Origin of the sequence: Candidatus Vicinibacter affinis (assembly GCA_016714365.1) — a bacterium.
GTDB lineage: Bacteria > Bacteroidota > Bacteroidia > Chitinophagales > Saprospiraceae > Vicinibacter > Vicinibacter affinis.
Genome location: JADJNH010000005.1, coordinates 3,020,175 through 3,038,642, shown reverse-complemented (window position 1 = coordinate 3,038,642; position 18,468 = coordinate 3,020,175). Strand labels below are relative to the sequence as shown.

10 protein-coding genes are annotated in these 18,468 nt (G+C 35.5%); 7 read left to right on the top strand and 3 right to left on the bottom strand.

Annotated elements, in window-relative coordinates; genetic code table 11:
* The first annotated feature begins 11 nt into the window (after positions 1–11).
* The 3 genes from IPJ53_12075 to IPJ53_12065 all read left to right on the top strand — a co-directional run bounded on the left by IPJ53_12075 (position 12) and on the right by IPJ53_12065 (position 1,881).
* Positions 12–1,100 carry a PorP/SprF family type IX secretion system membrane protein gene (locus tag IPJ53_12075; GenBank protein ID MBK7799839.1) on the top strand — a complete coding sequence of 363 codons (1,089 nt, stop codon included), beginning with the start codon at positions 12–14 and terminating at the stop codon, positions 1,098–1,100.
* A gap of 120 nt (positions 1,101–1,220) precedes the next feature.
* Positions 1,221–1,655, top strand: a complete 435-nt coding sequence (locus tag IPJ53_12070) for a polymer-forming cytoskeletal protein (protein ID MBK7799838.1) — start codon at positions 1,221–1,223, stop codon at positions 1,653–1,655.
* A gap of 7 nt (positions 1,656–1,662) precedes the next feature.
* Positions 1,663–1,881, top strand: a complete 219-nt coding sequence (locus tag IPJ53_12065) for an AtpZ/AtpI family protein (protein ID MBK7799837.1) — start codon at positions 1,663–1,665, stop codon at positions 1,879–1,881.
* Between the two features lie 411 nt (positions 1,882–2,292).
* On the opposite strand, the gene IPJ53_12060 is transcribed toward IPJ53_12065, so the two are convergent.
* Entirely contained in the window at positions 2,293–3,063 is a 771-nt protein-coding gene (locus tag IPJ53_12060; GenBank protein MBK7799836.1) for an enoyl-CoA hydratase/isomerase family protein, read from the bottom strand.
* Positions 3,064–3,181: 118 nt separating this feature from the next.
* Between IPJ53_12060 and IPJ53_12055 the strand changes: the two genes are divergently transcribed.
* A complete protein-coding gene (locus IPJ53_12055) occupies positions 3,182–5,572 on the top strand; it encodes a choice-of-anchor B family protein (GenBank protein MBK7799835.1) in 2,391 nt (796 codons plus the stop codon).
* Positions 5,573–6,414: 842 nt separating this feature from the next.
* On the opposite strand, the gene IPJ53_12050 is transcribed toward IPJ53_12055, so the two are convergent.
* Complete coding sequence (locus IPJ53_12050; GenBank protein MBK7799834.1) at positions 6,415–9,606, bottom strand: PKD domain-containing protein; 3,192 nt, start codon at positions 9,604–9,606, stop codon at positions 6,415–6,417.
* Positions 9,607–10,112: 506 nt separating this feature from the next.
* On the opposite strand from IPJ53_12050, the gene IPJ53_12045 reads away from it, so the two are divergent.
* From IPJ53_12045 to IPJ53_12035, 3 genes are all read left to right on the top strand, one after another.
* Complete coding sequence (locus IPJ53_12045; protein MBK7799833.1) at positions 10,113–12,287, top strand: aryl-sulfate sulfotransferase; 2,175 nt, start codon at positions 10,113–10,115, stop codon at positions 12,285–12,287.
* A gap of 24 nt (positions 12,288–12,311) precedes the next feature.
* On the top strand, positions 12,312–14,558 hold the full coding sequence (locus IPJ53_12040; GenBank protein MBK7799832.1) for a CotH kinase family protein: 2,247 nt from the start codon (positions 12,312–12,314) through the stop codon (positions 14,556–14,558).
* Positions 14,559–14,718: 160 nt separating this feature from the next.
* Positions 14,719–16,047 carry an agmatine deiminase family protein gene (locus IPJ53_12035; GenBank protein ID MBK7799831.1) on the top strand — a complete coding sequence of 443 codons (1,329 nt, stop codon included), beginning with the start codon at positions 14,719–14,721 and terminating at the stop codon, positions 16,045–16,047.
* A gap of 468 nt (positions 16,048–16,515) precedes the next feature.
* Here the strand turns inward: IPJ53_12035 and IPJ53_12030 are convergent, their stop codons facing one another.
* Entirely contained in the window at positions 16,516–18,390 is a 1,875-nt protein-coding gene (locus IPJ53_12030) for a hypothetical protein (GenBank protein ID MBK7799830.1), read from the bottom strand.
* Between the last annotated feature and the right edge of the window lie 78 nt (positions 18,391–18,468).

The window sequence follows — 18,468 nt, the reverse complement described above, 5'->3', positions numbered from 1 at the left end:
AAATAGTAGGTATGCGTAGAATTATACAATTGATTCTTTTTTTAGTTCCATTGAGTGTGTTCACTCAGGACATCCACTTTTCCCAGTTTTATATGTCTCCTTTGAATCTTAATCCCGCCTTAACCGGGGTCATGAACTGTAAAATGAGATTTGTGGCAAATTACAGGAATCAATGGGCTCCTGTTCTTAAATCCAAGTCATTTAATACCTTTAATATGTCCTTTGACCAAAAAATACCGGTAGGAAGGTATGATTACTTTGGCTTTGGAGGAACATTTTGGGGAGATAAGGCTGGATCATTAGATTTTTCGACCATTCAATTTAAACTTTCGGGGTCTTACAGCAAACGAATGGCTGGAACCCGTACTTCTGCCCAATACCTAGTTTTTGGTGCAGATGCCTCTCTAAATCAGAGAAGCATCAATTTTCATAACGCCCTGTGGGGAAATCAGATCACCTCTAGTGGCCCAAATACTAATTTACCCGGAGACCCAACAATTTTTGATCCAGGGTTCTTGTTTGCTGACATGACTATTGGACTCTTGTGGTTCTCTGTATTAGATAAGAACAACAATTATTATTTTGGAGGTTCTTACAGTCACTTGAATGAACCCCTACAGAATAATTCAGTGGATGCACCAGGCAACAATTTTAGTCCGGCACCTTTGTATCCAAAATTGACCGTACATGGTGGAGGTGTATTTGCTTTAGATCGAAAAAATAGCATCGTTCCAGGTATCGTTAGTTTCTTTCAAGGTCCTCATTGGCAGGTTAATGGAGGAACCAGTTTCCGTTTCAATATGAGTAAATCAAGATACGACGAACAATCCTTCCAACTTGGATTATGGGGGCGACTTGCCAATTCAGAAAAGGTAAAAGATGCAACCACGACGCCAGTGACCTATTCCAATGGTGTACTAATGGATGCATTGATACTTTCTACGAGATTTGATTACAATAAATTCGGAGTTGGTTTAAGTTATGACGTGAATGTTTCTGGACTTAGGAAGGCCAGTGCTGCAAATAATTCATTCGAATTTTCATTTATTTACAACATCTGCGGTCCTGAGAAACGTGGAATCTATTGCCCTAACTTCTAATACACTTACAAGATATTTAATATATAAGGAGCATCCATTTTAGGATGCTCTTTCTTTTTGTTGGCGGGTCGATAAGCTGTGGGATTTTTTGTAATTTTATCTTCTCAAAAAGGTAAACTTATGTTTGGAAACAAGAATACACAAGTAAAAGAGCCAATTAAGGGTTCTCCTGGCACACCAACACAGGGTGCGCTCAACAGCCTCGTTATGGGAACCGTAATCGAAGGCACCATAAATGCAGACAATGATATTAGGATTGACGGACTCTTGAAAGGGGTGTTAATTTGTAAGGGCAAGGTGATTATTGGTCCAAAGGGTCAAATTGAAGGTGAGATAAAAGCTCAAAATGCAGTGATTGAAGGCCAATTTAAAGGCAGTTTAATCATTGAGGATCTCTTACAAATCAAAGAAACTGCACATGTGGAAGGAGAAATCAATACGGATAAACTGTCTGTTAGTCCAGGTGCTAAATTCAATGTTGTCAGTAAAATGGCTTCACAGTTTACGGGGAGAAATACACCCCCTCCTGTGCGGTCTGAAGATAATTTGAAGTAATAGCAGAATGCGCCCCGATAAAAGCAGGGTAAACGCTTACCTTAAATATTCTGGTTTGGCCTTCCAATTATTTGGAACAATGGCCATAGGTGCAATAATTGGTAGATGGATTGATCAAAAGATGAGTACGGAAAAACCTTATTTTACATTGCTATCTGTTACCATTTTCTTTATTGCAGCAATGGTGTGGGTCTATGTGGACCTTCAAAAGACAAGATCAGAATGAACAGGACAAAGTTTTTTCTCTTTTTGTTTCTTTGTGTAATCTTTTCTTGGTTGATAGGAAATGTAATGTTTACCATCCAGGAAAAGTCCAAATTCTTTTTAAGTATCCTGAGCGTTTTTTTTATGTTTTTCGGGATAGTTGTTTATGAAATTTCGTCTCGCGCCAGCCAATCGAAAAATCTATATTTGTTTAGTCAAATATTCCTGATTTCAGTATTATTGAAGATCACCTTGTTTGTTTTTATAGTTATTCTGGCGATAAGAAAACTTGGATACGATAAGAAGGAAATTATCATTCCTGCGCTTTTCATATATTTAATCTTTACTATCTATGAAACTTATTTCTTAATGAAGATCAGTCACCAAAAGTTATCTTAATAAATTTTTAAGAGTCTATCAGAAATTAGGATCGTTATGACCTGAAGATAGGTTTTCTTTTTTCAATAAAAGCTGTAATTCCTTCTTTCGCCTCTTCTGATTCCATCATTTTTCCAAACTCAGAAGCTTCAAATTCAAATCCAGGTCCCTCTTGTCGATAATAAGCATTTACTGTTCTTATGATTGCTGCAATTGACTTTGGTCCCTTTTTACTTATTTTTTCAATTAATTCAATTGATTTGGTTAGCTCAAGTCCTGACTCGCAAACTTGATTTACCAACCCTAATGTTAAAGCTTCGTTTGCATTTATCATGTCTCCCGTAAGTAATAATTCCATGGTTTTGGTTTTTCCAATGTACCTGCTCAATCTTTGTGTAGCCCCATAGCCGGGAATAAGTCCGAGATTGAGTTCGGGTTGTCCGAATCGGGCATGTTCTCCTGCAACCCGAAGATGACAACTCATGGCCAATTCACATCCTCCTCCCAGCGCAAATCCATTAATTGCCGCTATCACTGGAATTTCCAGCGCTTCTATAAATGAAAACAGTTTCTGGCCTCTCAATGAAAGAGCCTCTCCCTCTTTTTGACTGATGTTTTGAAACTCTGTAATGTCAGCTCCAGCCACAAATGATTTAGATCCCGCCCCGGTGAGAATAACTCCTTTTATTCCATTGGGCGATTTTTGTATGGAATTAAAAATTTCAGATAAAATATGAATTACATTTTTGTTTAATGCATTTAGACTTGATTCTCTATTGATTGTGATTATTATGATGTTATTATCTGTTCTGCTTAATACTTCCATTTTTGTTTTTTGTCGATCTGCAAAGATGAGCAAGTAATGGCAAATTAAGTTCAAGTGTTGCTTGAATTTTGTCGATTTCCTTGTTTATTTTAAGTAAATTTGCAGTGAAAATTATTTTATGAAATACAGATTTTTCACATTTTTATTTTGCTTTACTTGTTTTTCACTTTTAGCCCAAGATGGTGATCTAAACATGAAGATCGTAGCCCATGTTCCGGTACCAGAGGGAGGCTCGGGGATCTGGCATTTTGTTGATAAAAATAAAATCGAGTACGCCGTCTTTGGAAGTAAAGACGCTGTAATTATTTATAGTTTAGAAGATCCGGCAAAACCTATTGAAAGGTTCAGGTTACCTGGTGTCAATACAATTTGGAGAGAGGTATATATTTATGGGGATTATATTTATGGAGTAAACGATAATCAAGCCAATGGGCTAATTATCATAAATATGAAAAATGCCCCTTTAAACATTACCGGTAAATTTTGGAAGGCAAATATTACTGCGAATGGACAAACCGCTGAACTGAATACTTGTCATACGGTTTTTGTAGACGATAAAGGTAGATTATATTTAAATGGTTGTACACCATGGAGAGGAACACTTATATTTGACATCTCTAAGCAACCTGAAAACCCCCAATATCTTGGGGCTCAAACCAAGAGGTACTGTCATGATAATTTTGGAAGAAATGATACTATTTGGTCAGCTGATGTTTTGGACGGTGTTTTGAGTATTTGGGATATTAAAAATCCCGCGGCTGCGAAAGAGTTAGCTGCAGTCACCACTCCTTTTGCTTTTACACACAATGCCTGGCCCTCTGACGATGGGAAGTTTGTTTTTACTACCGATGAAAGAGACAATGCTTATGTTGCATCTTACGATATACAGGATTTAGCAAATATTAAGTTACTCGACAAATATCGGCCGAAGGATACTGAAGGTAAGGGAGTTATACCTCATAATACCAGATATATAAACGGATATTTGGTAACTTCTTTTTATACAGATGGAGTAAAGATTACGGACGTACATAGACCGGATAATATGGTCGAAGTGGGCAGTGTAGACACCTGGTCTGGTCCGCATGGTGGTTTTAATGGTTGTTGGGGTGTGAGTCCTTTCTTGCCAAGTGGAACCATTGTTGCCTCCGATATTCAAGGTGGACTTTTTGTAATTAAGCCAACTTATGTCAGAGCTTGTTATCTTGAGGGTAAGGTTGTTGACTCGTTGACGGGTTTTCCTATAAACAATGCTACAATTGAAATTTTAGCTCCACGAAAAAATGGAAAGACAAGCGATCTTAAAGGTGAATATAAGACTGGTTACGCTGTGTCAGGGACCTACAGTGTATTATTCAACCATCCAGAATATTTTCCAAAAACCATCAGTGTAGATTTGTTAAATGGCGTAGTGACATTGAAGGATGTAAAGTTAAAACCAAGAAATGTTCTGTTAAATCCAAAAGTCATAGTCAAGGATGCTAAAACTCTGCAAAATATACCCGATGTAAGAGTACTGTTTTCTAATCCCAACAGAGATAAAAATTTTATCACAGACCAAACTGGAACAGTTGATGTTCAAGTTTTTCAAGATACCATTCCTTATGACTTATTTGCAGGAAAGTGGGGCTATCTTCACAAGAAGGTCATTTTCGATTCACAAAATCCAGTTCCTGAAATAACAATTTTGATGAGTAAAGGATACCAAGACGATTTTCTTTTTGACCAAGGTTGGAAAGTTACTTCTACAGCCTCTTCTGGAACATGGACTAGAGGGGAACCCAAAGGAACTTTCCAGGGTGGGGTAGCAGTTGCTCCTGAATTGGACCTGCCAAATGACTTTGGTGTGGAATGTTACATTACCGGTAATGAAGGTTCAACAATATCAGACGATGATATTGACAATGGCGGGACAGTTCTTATTTCTCCTGTAATGAATTTGGTAACCTACAATCAGCCTTTGCTTAGCTATTCAACTTGGTTTGCCAACCAAAGTGGAAGTGGTATTCCCAATGACAAAATGGTGGTAAGGTTAAATAATGGCTCTCAAACTGTGGTGCTAGATGAGATTACCTCTCCTGACCCGAAGTGGACTACCAAGTCAAAAATTGATCTCAAGTCAATGATAACCTTAACAGATAGCATGGTGTTGACAATTGATATTGCCGATGACAATCCAGGGCATGTATTGGAGGGTGCTTTTGATGGGTTTTTAGTTACTGAAGGAAGACCTGTACGTGCCATTGACCTCGTTAATGACAAACTGAACATATCTGCGTATCCTAGTAGATTTAATATTCAAACCACCATTGAATTAAATTTAATGTCTGGGTTAAAAAACAGGAATTTGGAAATTTTTAACCTCAACGGAATTTTGGTAAGTAAAATTCAAGTTCCAGAAGGTGTGCAAAACATTTTCGTTGGTCAGGAATTACAGGCTGGAATGTATTCTGTAAGATTTGTCAGCGAACAAGGAATAAGTAATACAATCAGGATATTAAAATTCTAATTTGAAGCTTTTGCGATAAATTCAACTTTAAAACAAATCCGTTTTATACAGTTATCTTAAATGTTAAAAGGCTTAACGCTTTAAATTCTACATTGTAGCTTATTTTTATTTTAGTAGCCAATATATTATTAAATCATGGTTACGTGATTTCCATTTGAAAGGATCTTTGTAAATTGATTTGAATATAAAAAACCTTTGAGTAATTTCTATTGAATGAATGTTTTATTTCTGAAAGGCCTGAGGGTTTAATACACTTCCACAAACCTTCACAAACCATCACAAACTTTTCTAAATTTAGATTATTAGCGATGTTTGGTTAAGGTCTGATAAGTTTAATTTTAGTGTTTTCCAAGTTCAAGTTTTAAATCTACAAAGTCGAAGGAGAAAGGAGCTTTATTTTTTTTGAGAACATATTTTAGTCAAAGGCACTCTTATAGGAGGTTTCATTTATAGATAGGTGTTTTTAAAAACTTAAAAGGTTATGTACAGAGATTAAATGAATAGGGCGTTGAGATTTATCAGATCTCTGTCGTGAATTGTTCTTTACACTTCTGTAAATGAACCTGAAAATTAAACTTGACGGATTAATGCTGATAAATACCGTTCAGATTAGTTCAGGAATAATGTATTATGGCCAAAGAGTTGATAGACTCCTTACCGGATCTTTAAATGGTTTTAGAATTGTGATTTTTTCGGTGATTAAAAAACGGACAACAATAAAGGACTTTAAGTTTCTGAATGCCAATGCTAAATATGCCCTAGCATCAATTTTGAACAGCTGGTTGTGTAAAATAAAAAAGGCCGCATTTCTGCAGCCTTTTTTAATAATATTTTGAAAGCGATTATTTTGAAATAATCACTTTATGCACTGAATTAAATTGATTGTTTTCCAATCTTACAAAATAGGTTCCTGGTTGAACATCCGAAACATCGATTGTAGTTGTCAGATTGGTAGTTTTTCCAGAAATAATCTTTTGTCCAGTCATATTCACTAAGGAATAATTTGTATTTTCCATGGTTTGAATGTGAAGACTTGAATTCGTAGGGTTAGGGAAAATTTTAGTTTCTAAAATTCCATAAGCCCTTTGAGACATATCTACCTGTATCAGAGCCTCATCATTGGGTAGGGATTTAGGCCCTTTCTTTCCGGGCTTTTTAGGACAAAGTACGGGAGAGAGTACCTCGATGTACTTAACCTTTGTGGCTGAGTTGGTACCATTACTGTTTTTAACTGAAAGTTTCACTGTGTAAGTTCCTGCCATATTGAACCTTACAATTGGGTTTTTAAGATTGGAAACTCCTGGCATACCATTTTCAAACTGCCAATTCCACTCCAAAACGTCAATGGATGATTGATCAGTAAACACTACATTAAGTGGGGCACAACCTCTGATGGTGTCTGCTTTAAAGTTTACTTTTGGAATAAGGTAAACAGCGATAAGTTTGTCGAAAGTATCAATGCCGCATTCATTTTCAGTAATGAGTCTTACATTGAATTCTCCTTCTACACCGTAATTGTGACTTGGGTTTGCTTCAGTACTCGTTTTGTTGTCTCCAAAATCCCAATAGTAATTAGTTGCCTCTGTACTTAAGTTAGTAAAATAGGCAACGAATCCGGTAATACTATTTTGAAACTCTGCAGTTGGGGCTATTTTGACTTCTATAAAATCAGTCAAAGTCAGAGAGTCGCTTTCAAGGAAATTTTTTGCAACCAATTTGGCATCGTACTTTCCTTTAGCATTGTATGTAACAATTGGATTGCGGGCAGTACTTGTGGAAGGATTTCCTCCTGGGAAGGTCCAAATGAAGTCTGTTGCACTACTGGTAGAAGTATTCTCATATTGAACTGTAAAAGGAACACAACCAATTGGCGTTTGGGTTCTGAAACCAGCTGTAGGTTTAGTTCCGATGATGACAACATCTTTTACAGTCGTAGACCCACAAGCATTAGTAGCTGTATATCTCACTTCGTAACGACCATCTCTGTATTGATGATTGGGGCTTTCTTCAACACTGGTAGTTCCATCACCAAAATCCCAAAAATGAGTATTTGCATAAACCGACTTATTGGTAAAAGAAACATTAGGTCCATTTAATTGATAGCTGAATTTTGCATCCGGAATGCTGTCAATTCGGATATACATTTCTTTTGTTATTGAAGTTGAAAATTTTGGTGTGTTAACTGAAAGTTTTACTTTATAAACACCTGGATTTGTATACTTCACTACCGGATCCTTTTGGAATGAACCAGAAGGTGTGCCACCAGGAAATGACCAGGTCCAGTTGATCACGTTACTGGATGATCGGTCAAAAAACTTTATAGTTTTAGGTGCGCAGCCCCAGGTAGTATCAGAAGTGAATTCCGCAATTGGATATGTATAGACTCCAATGTTTTTGCAAATTGTTTTGCTACCACAGTCATTGGTAACGGTTAAGCAAACTTTATAAAGTCCATCCTTGGCATATTCATGTTCCGGCATAAATTCTTCACTGGTTTCACCATCTCCAAAATCCCAGAAATATTCTACTCCCCGTTGTGATCTATTCACAAATAGAACAACCAAATCTACATTTCCACCTGTAAAATCAGCTGTCGGTAGGTCATTTGTTTCAATAAATAAGGGTTTGGTAACCTTAACACTGCACTTTGGATTCATAACTTCCAGGGTAACATCATATTTTCCAATTGAATTGTAGGTAACTACTGGATTAATATCTGTTGAGGTAGCGGGATTGCCTCCAGAAAATGACCATTTATAGGATACACCATTTACAGAAAGGTTATTGAATTGCACTGTTAATGGAATACAGCCATATGGGGGATCAGCTGAAAATTCTGCAACAGGAATATTCCCGCCACTGCAGTCATTTAGACAACCACCATTACTAAGTGTGTAAACTTGTATTTCATTCATTGATTGAAACGACCAGGTCCCGGAACCATTGACCACAGGAGACATAATTGTTGGTCCTAAAGGGTCATGTGTACAAGAAAAATTATGTCCTAATTCATGTGATTGTAATTGTTTTAATAAAAAAATATTTGAAATGAATTCACTGCAAACGTTTAAGCCATTAACCTTACATACTGAACTCAGATTTGCTACCCCAACTGCCCCTGTTGTAAATTTTACTGTCCAAAGAGTTGCTACGTCATAAACATTCGTGAAAATTGAAAATTGTTGACCAAATAATATGTCAAGATGAGTAAAAATATCATTAGAATTAATCCATGGATCTTTAAATTGATCTTCTGATATCCATAAATCTGAAATTGAGTATATATATTCATTTAAAAGAGGTGTAGCCCAATCAATTTGCATGAAATTTGCAACGTTTACCATGGCTGCTTCCGCATTTGAAGGACTCTTGTAAAAATTTGTATAAGACCAATCACACGCTAAAGCTAAATCAACTTCATAACAACTCTTATTCCTTTTGTCAATTTCTCCGCCATCAAAATCCTTCATATGTTCTTCTTTGTGTTTATTTAACAAATCAGCACCGCATAAAACATCTTTTACCGGCAGTACATCCGATGTCTTGTACAATATGAATTGATTCAATAAATTTTGGTCCAAACTTCGGTTTTTTTGTTCTAAATAATATGTTTGGCCGTTTTCATTGAAAATAACAGCCAAAAAATCCTTAGCCACTGTCATACCAGCATTACCCCCAGAAAAACTAGAAGAAATCCCTCTGAAAGTTCTCAATTCTTTACTTGGTTTGCGTGTAACAATACCATTTGCAGTTTGAATCTTGACAATGGCATTGCTTTTAAACATGTCATACTCAAATAATTGAAGTATGATCCTTTTAGAATCAAGATTGAGTTGTAATTCAACACCGACTTTGGTGATATTCTCTAATTTTTTTCGAATGTCTTCTACATTAATTTCATATTCTTCAACTTGCCTAAATTTTTGAAAAAGAACCTGGTCAACAGGAATCTTTTTACTGTTAATTATTACATCCTGAGCCGATAGCCAAGGGAAGGTGATGGCAAAAATGATTAAAGTAAATAATTTATTCATATTGATAATTGTTAGCATTTAGACGCTACAATATACGGCTATTCTATCAATTTATTTCAAAAGTATGTTTATGCTCCTCGGTTAAATCTTTCAAAATCCGTGTTTTACTTAATTTTTATGATTTAAATAAGTGTTTGTTTAGTTAAAATATATATGTGTAAATTATTGAATATTAATGTGTAATAGGATATACCAAATATTAATATAATTTACATCAGATCTCTCAATCTAATTTGGATTTTTAGAAATTCTGATATTTAATGCAAAAATTTAGGAATTAATAAAACCACTTTTAATTGTTAGAATTTACTCTCTTTTTGCTCAAGAATTTATTAACAATTTCAACAAAAACTAAAAGGACCTGCATATTTCAATAAAACCCATATTTATGATTTTTTTTTGTGAAGGCGAAAGGTTAAAAAAAAAGATATGTTAATTAAAAGTTTCATTTTTACAGTACACATGCTGTCTTTGTATCCTTTTTACAATCTAAAAATAAACAATCTATGAAGGTTTTTGAATCATTTGCCAGGATTCTTGTTTGGATTTTAATATTGCAAGTTTTTGATAATCAAATAATTGCTCAGAAATGGGGTTATGTTACGATGATTGCACCCGGAAATTCAAATACAGTAAACCTGTTGGATACAAATAGCTTGGTAGTGAAGTCTTGGAACAATTTGAGTGGAAAGACAGCATACTCATCCCATCTAATGCCCGGTGGAATATTGTGGAGATCGGTTGGTGCCCCAAATGCAATATTCAGAGGTGGTGGAATCACAGGAAGGATCCAAAAAGTAGATTGGGAGGGTAAAATATTGTTCGATTATACAATTTCTGACAATACACAATGTGCTCATCATGATTTTTGCCCTTTGCCTAATGGGAATGTCCTTGTAATAGTATACGAACTAAAATCTGCAGCTGAAAGTTCTGCGAAGGGAGGACCAAATGCTTCAAGATATTCAGAAAAATTAATTGAATTAAAGCCTACAGGTTTAAGTACAGCTGAAATTGTTTGGGAATGGCATTTGTGGGATCACCTATGTCAAAATACAAACCCTGCTTTATCAAATTACGTGAGTTCTCTTGTAAATACTCCCCACATGCTGAATATAAACTACCTAAACAATAAAAACGATTGGGTTCATATGAATGGGGTTGACTATAATGAAGAGCTTGATCAGATTGTGCTTAGTTCGCATTTTTTAAATGAAATGTGGGTAATCGATCATAGCTTAAGTAAAGCTGAAACAGCTCTAAATAAAGGTGGTCGTTTTGGGGTTGGAGGTGGCTTTCTCTACCGATGGGGAAATCCGGCAACTTATGGCGCCCAAGGACCAGTCATTTTTAAAGTGATGCATGACGCACATTGGGTTCCAAAAGATGCACCAAGAGCAGGATTTTTGGCTGCAGTTAATAATCAGGGTGTAAGTAACAACCAAACTGCTGCGGACTATTTTGAATCCACATGGGATGGCAAAAAATATTCCTTAACCCCAGGTCAGGCTTATTTACCTGCTAATTATTCTTTCCGTCATGCTGCTAATGGTTACACCAGCAATATGGGAAGTAGTCAGGAATTGCCGAATGGGAATTTATTGATATGTTTAGCAACTGCCTCTAAAGTTTATGAAGTAGATTCATTTGGTAAGCAATTATGGTTGTATCAGGGCAATGCACCAATCCCTCAGGCTTTCAGATATTCTAAATGTTTTATTGAAAATCTGATGGCAAGTGTTTCCGCAAGTTCTACTTCAATAAATCAAGGGGAAAGTACAAACCTTAATTGTACAATTGTTTCTACTGCAGCGACTGGAATAAATTATAGTTGGTCCCCTGCTGAAGGGCTTTCAAATTCAACAGTAGCCAATCCAGTCGCTAAGCCAGCTGTTACTACGACTTATGAAGTGACCGTTACATCTTCAGCAGGTTGCTTGACTACAAGTTCAATTACTATTGTGGTTAAGTCAAATGGATTGGAGGTAGATGTTTCGGCAATTGATTCAATTATTTGTTTAGGTGAAATTACTCAGCTCAACTCCAAATTATCCGGGAGCAATGGAAATCCTACGTATGAATGGACTTCCAACCCTGTTGGTTTTAATTCTAATTTGCCAGATCCATATATTAACCCCGAAAAAAATACTTGGTATTTTTTAAAAGTGACAGAAAATGGAAATACTGCTTTGGATAGCATTTTAATTCAAGTTAATCCACTTCCGTTACAACCATCTATCACCAAAGAAGATTCTTTACTTGTTTCATCAGCGGACATTGGAAACCAGTGGTTTTTTTATGGTAACCCAATCGACAGTGCAAATAGTAAGTATTTATTACCTAAAGAAACTGGTTCGTATCAGGTGCAAATTGTCGATAGTAATGGCTGTGCCTCTATATTATCAGACCCTTTTGAATTTATTCATACCCTAATCAAGGATATTAATCTGATGGATACGTGGACTTACTTCCCTAATCCTACAACGGATAAGGTGAATATTATTACATCAGATTTAGAATCAAATTATTGCTTGATCTTGGTAGATCAACTGGGCAGAGTTGTAAAGAAAATTTATAATGTAAATCAATTTTCCGTTGGAGACCTTTTCGATGGAGTTTACAATCTTGTGTTACAAACTGAAAAATCAACCAGTTTCAAAAAACTTATTGTTACTCATTAATCATTTACAATTAAATTTTATGGTTTGAAAGTTAAGGTATATTTTTTGTTGCTTTTCTTGCCTAATTTAATTTTTGGACAAGGTTTTTATGATTCAGAGATAATTCAGGATATAAAAATTTATTTTCCATTTGACGACTGGAGATTCAGGTTGGATACAGCCAAAGCTGGATACGATGGATACATATTGGCAGATTCAATCTTAATTAATGGCAATAAATATTTATTGGCTGGGGTAAAGTTTAAAGGGAATAGTAGTTATGCTATTTCAAGAAAGAAAAACCCATTGCATATAAAATTGGACCTTGTTAAAAGTGCAAACTATGAGGGTTTTGATGATATCAAATTAGGAAATGCCTGGAGCGATAATTCGATGATTCGTGAGCCCTTGGCTTATGATGTATTGAGACAATATATGTTTGCTCCCAAAAGTAATTTTGCAAAAGTTTTTATCAATAACCAGTATTATGGATTAATGAACAATACTGAGAGTATTGACAAAGGATTTATTTTAAGGAATTTCTTGAGTTCAGCTTACAGTTTTGTCAAATGTAATCCTGAATCAATAGGGGCTAATTTTGGAAACGGACCTAACCTTGGGTATTTAGGAGAAGATTTAAATTTTTATAATGGGAAATATGAATTAGAATCTGACACTGGATGGTACGAATTGATTCAACTTTGTGACACCCTGAATAATCATTTTGAATATTTTAACTCAATTGCTGATATAGATCGTTTTCTATGGATGCTGGCTTTCAATAATGTGTTGGTCAACCTGGACAGTTATTCTGGTAATTTTAGACAGAATTATTACTTATATAGAAATCACAAAGATATTTGGAATCCAATTGTTTGGGATCTAAACATGGCTTTTGGCGGATTTGCTTTACCCGGAGGTATATCAGGATCACTAACCCCAATAACTATGCAAACAATGGCGCACAACCTTCATAAATCAGAAAACGGTTGGCCATTAATATTTAAATTATTAAATGACCCATTTTACGCTAAGATGTACTATGCGCACATGAGAACAATTAATCAGGAAAATTTTGTTTCAGGAAAATACAAAGAATGGGCATTGAAACTCCAGAATTTAGTTGAACCTGCAGTATTAATTGATTCTAATTTTCTATCTACTTATGGTAATTTCAAAGTTGCACTTGAAACTAATACTCCGGGAACTAATGGGGCTCCCACTTCACCTGGAATTTTTCCGTTAATGGATGCACGAGCTAATTTTTTAAAAAATGTCTTATCAGCATCACCTCCTGTTTTGGAATTTGTAAAAATCCCAACAAACATTGAGATTGGAGCTGTAGTGGTTTTTAAAGTAAAAATATCTAATGGTGGAAATGCTTATCTTGGATACCGAAGACAAAATGGAGATAGATTTTTAAGAGAGCCATTATTTGATGATGGAATGCACGGGGATGATCTTGCCGGAGACCAGATATTTGGTACTTCAATCACAATTTCTGATCCACTAATTCAATTCTATTTTTATGCTGAAAACAATCAAGCTGGTGCATTTTTGCCAGAAAGAGCAGAGCATGAATTTTTTACAATTGAAGCAAATGTACCATTGGCAAAATTAGGAGATTTAGTAATTAATGAACTAGTGCCAGTTAATTCAAAGGGTATTTTTAATGAAAAAGGGAAAATTAAGGACTGGTTTGAATTAGGGAATAATACAAACCAGTTTTTAAAACTTTCAGGGTTTAATTTGAGTGACGATTTGCAGAATTTTCGTAAATGGTCATTTCCTGATGATGCCTATATATCCCCAAATGGACATCTATTAGTCTGGGCAGATGGAGAAAATAGCAGTTACCTAAACCATCATACAAATTTTTCTTTATCCGGTTCGGGTGGAAATCTTATACTCAGCTATAATGGACAAATTGTCGACCAAACTTCTTATTCAACAATAAAGACTGACTTTTCCTCAGGGCGCTGTCCGGATTTAACTGGAGATTTTCAAACAATATCAAAGGTTACACCGGGTGAGGTTAATTACTGTTTAAGTTTCTCGGAGGATTTATCCATAAATAAAATCAACATTTTTCCGGTTCCTACTTTTGGGGAGATTGCAATACATTCTGAAGTTGGAATTAGAGAGGTCCAATTATTAAACTGCTTTGGAACCTTTGTTAAAGAGCTAAAAGAGGGTGTCTCTGATTTGTGTGACTTACCTTCAGGGGTGTATATTCTAAAAATAATTGACATCAATAATAAGGAATATATTAATAAAATTTCTAAATTGTGACGAAATTGGAATTTGCTGGAAAGTGAAATTATTTTAACCAGTAAGTTGAGTTTGTTTAAATTTAATTTTGTATTTAAAGTAGATAGGTTAATTTTTAAATTGAAGGATCAAATCCTAATTTGGTCTTTTTTATATTGGGATAGACGGTAAAAGGTAAAATATGAATATTAGAAAGCGGGAAGCATTTCTGATTGCTTTGTTTTTCTTATTCTTGACATTTGTTTTTGTAAATCAAACAAAAATTGCGAGTGAGATTCACAACAAGTATACAATACCAGCAGATTTTGAATCGCAGGAAATGGTTTGGATGTCTTGCATAGGTTTGCCCCCCTTTAATAAAATAAATGCTGAGCTCATTAATATTATTGAATCGCGCATCAGGATTAATATTGTCACGGATTCAGATTCATTACTGGAAGACTGCAGGAAATACCTGAGTAATGTTGAGCACAATTCCCATCCTATCAAGTACCGGAGTATTACAGATAGTGATCTCTGGATTAGGGATCATGGGGCAGTTTTTGTTAAAAACAAGGAAGGTCTTTTAAAGATAGTGGATTTTAATTGGACCCAATACGGTTATAGAGAGTGGCTCAATGAATATTATTCCGGCAATCAGTCTTTAGTGAATGAAGTGATGTCAGTGATATCAAAATCTAGAAAAGGGCAGTTTGATAGTTTAATGGCAGTGCGCCTCGGAATACCTATAGAGAAAACTTGGATAGCCATCGAGGGTGGGGCTATTGAAACCAATGGAAAGGGTACTATAATACTTAATGAAAAACTTACCTTAGAAAGGAATCCTGGCGTGGCAAGAGATGAAATAGAAAAAGAATTTAAACGAGTTTTGGGAGTTAGTAATATTATATGGTTACAAGAAGGTCTTGCAGAAGATCCACATATTTTTGGAACGATAGTAGATAATTTCATCGGAATTGGAACAGGAGGCCATACGGACGAATTTGTAAGGTTTGTAGGACCAAAAACAATTTTATTAGCTTGGGTGCCGGAAGAAGAAAAGCATTTGAATGCCATTACTGAATTGAATTTTCAAAGGATGTCTGCCAATTATGAAATATTAAAATCCTCTAGAAATGAACACGGAGAAGAGTTTAAGATCGTTAAGGTACCTCTACCCAACAATGTAATGCAAAGAATTAGAATTAATAAAGGGAATGAATGGGATTCAACCTTAAATATTCCAGAAATGATGTTTAAACCTACGGATGGGTGGAGTGCGGGAGATTCGGTTATTAGAGTAGCTGCTACAAGTTACCTTAACTATTTTGTAACCAATTCTGAAGTTATAATTCCAAGTTACATTCACTCTGGAACATCTAAGAAAAAGGAGCAAGAGGTAAAAAATATCTTTAATGCAGTATTTCCAGGAAGGCGAATTATAAGCGTAAATGCATTGCCTTTAAATTGGCGGGGAGGTGGACTTCATTGTGTAACTTTAAATCAACCTGCATCCATCGTAAAGCCTTAAGGTGTATATAAATTATTCAAAATCAGGGTTAGTATTATTTTGTTGATAGACTATAATTTAATTGGATATCTATTTTAAGATCCAGTAAATAAAACCAGTTAATTTTATTTGAGAGCTCAGAATCCTTTTTTTTACTTGAAGTGGAATCAAGTAATTTTAGCGATGCTCTTTTAGAATTTTAAATTTGTTCTAAAAATTCCTTTGATGAAAATCAAAACTCATGGTATTGATTTTATGTCAAATATCCTTGAATTGTATAGCCAAAGATTTATTGATTTAAAATTGAACTTCGATGGTCACCAAAGGGATTGAATAGTAGTTTTATTAGTATGTTGTTTGATTTGTGCAACAACTTTATTCAAACGAATTATCATTTTATGCCCATTCATTACTTTAGGTTCAATATTTTACTTGTAATAATAATTCCTGAAATATGTTTTATCATAAGGGTATACAAGTACTTGCCTGTTAGATTTTTACCCGTAAAAAGCTAGAAGGTACCTCAATTTCGTGGTCACCTTCTGTTAATTCACCCTCAAACAATACTCCTAAATTATTTCCATTAAAATCATAGATTTCTATTGTAACCCTGCAGGATTTGTCTAAAAAAAATGGGATCGTGGTATGTGAATTAAAAGGATTAGGATAATTTTGAAACAATTTAGATTCCCTGATCTTTTCAACTCCATCGATATCTGAAAAAACTGCCGGATTATCCTTGAACGCAATTGCAAAAGTTTCAAAATGAGGAGGATTGTAATGTCTAGCTGATCCAACCATTACGTATCTGTCCCTATTTTGTTTGATAACATCCAGAACATTGTATTCAATGAAAGTTCCTGATTGATCTGTGAACTCAAAATATGGATGACCAAAAACGATATCAAGTTCTCCTTTGAGATTATATCTGGACATGGCCAACTGCCTTCCATTCCCTGTGTAAGCAATACTTATTCTATCATTATCAATAAAGATTCCCCCAGGGACTTCTAATTCAGCTGGGTCACAAATCACAAGTCCTAAATTCCCAAAATCAGGAATATTGGATCCAGAAGTTGCAGATCGTTTAATTAACCATGGAGCAAAAATATCACTTCCGCCATACATTAGTACTTCTCCATCAGGAAAGTTCAGAATTCGTTTTGAGTAGGTCTCATTATGGAAACCAGGCCTTTTTTCAACTACGGGTTTGCCGTTCCCAAAACTTTTCACATAAGCACCATTTTTGTCGAATCGATACAAAAGCTGATGATTTGCGCCGAACTGAGCCCTCGCTGTTCCAATAGCGAGAAACGAGCCATCACCTGATGAAGTGGGAGGGATGATACTTTCAATATAACCTCTCCAGGTAATAGAATCCAATGGCGTTATAAGACCTACAGCACCAAAACTACTATCATACATGCCGCTGTTCAGAAACCTCCTGATGGCCGGTCTGCCAGGGGAAAATGGTGCACTTGAAATGGAACCTCCACCAATAAGGATCTTATTATCTGAAGTAACTTCTAAACATTTTAGCTCATCTGCAAGCTGGCTGGGAGTTTCCCCGTCATGTCTAAAGGATTGAATCACCAAGCCCTTGTCACCAAATGTTTGATCCATTTGACCATTAGAATTTAATCTCACTAAACCAATTTCATATCCAAGTGAATTATCAGAATATGTAACTATAAAATCGCCCCCTAGAATTATTTTTCCATCCACCTGTAATGCCATTGCTTTTAGGCTTGTCGGAAAAACTTGGTAGAATGATGATTTTATAGAAATTACAACCTTTCCATTCATACCGAAACTCGGATCCAGAAGCCCATCAACGCCCAATTTCACTACAGTAAAATCTACTGTTTCAGCACCATTGGTGCTGACTTTGCCATTTTTAACGTCACCTGCAATAATTAGTTGTCCATCTTTTGTCAAGCGGACTGCTTTAGCACCATTGGCCAACTTTGCACCGGAGGCATCCCATTTGAATATGCCATTGTCACCAAAGCTATTGTCAATTACCATGCCCTCAACAACTAAAAAAGAAGCACTTGTTGCAATCTTATTATAACCCCCATCCCGATAGAGTCTAAAATTATATACACCGGAACTTTTAAACCCTGGAAAGGTCAACTCACCACTCGTCAGGTTATTAATATATTGATAGGAAATATAATTCCCGTCGGGATCAGATTCACGGTAAACGCCTATCCAGCTGCCATCCACACCACTGGCATTTTTAAATTCAACTGGAATAAGCGCCCTTAATCCAACTTTAGAATACTTAATAGTAAGAGACTGAGCCCAACATACCTGCAAACTCAGCCAACTGGCTAACAACAATATCGTAGAAACTCTCATAAGTCAACATTTAAAAAGTAAAAACTCTATTGCCGAAATTATCATGTTATTATTTTAAATTAGATAACAGAACTTATT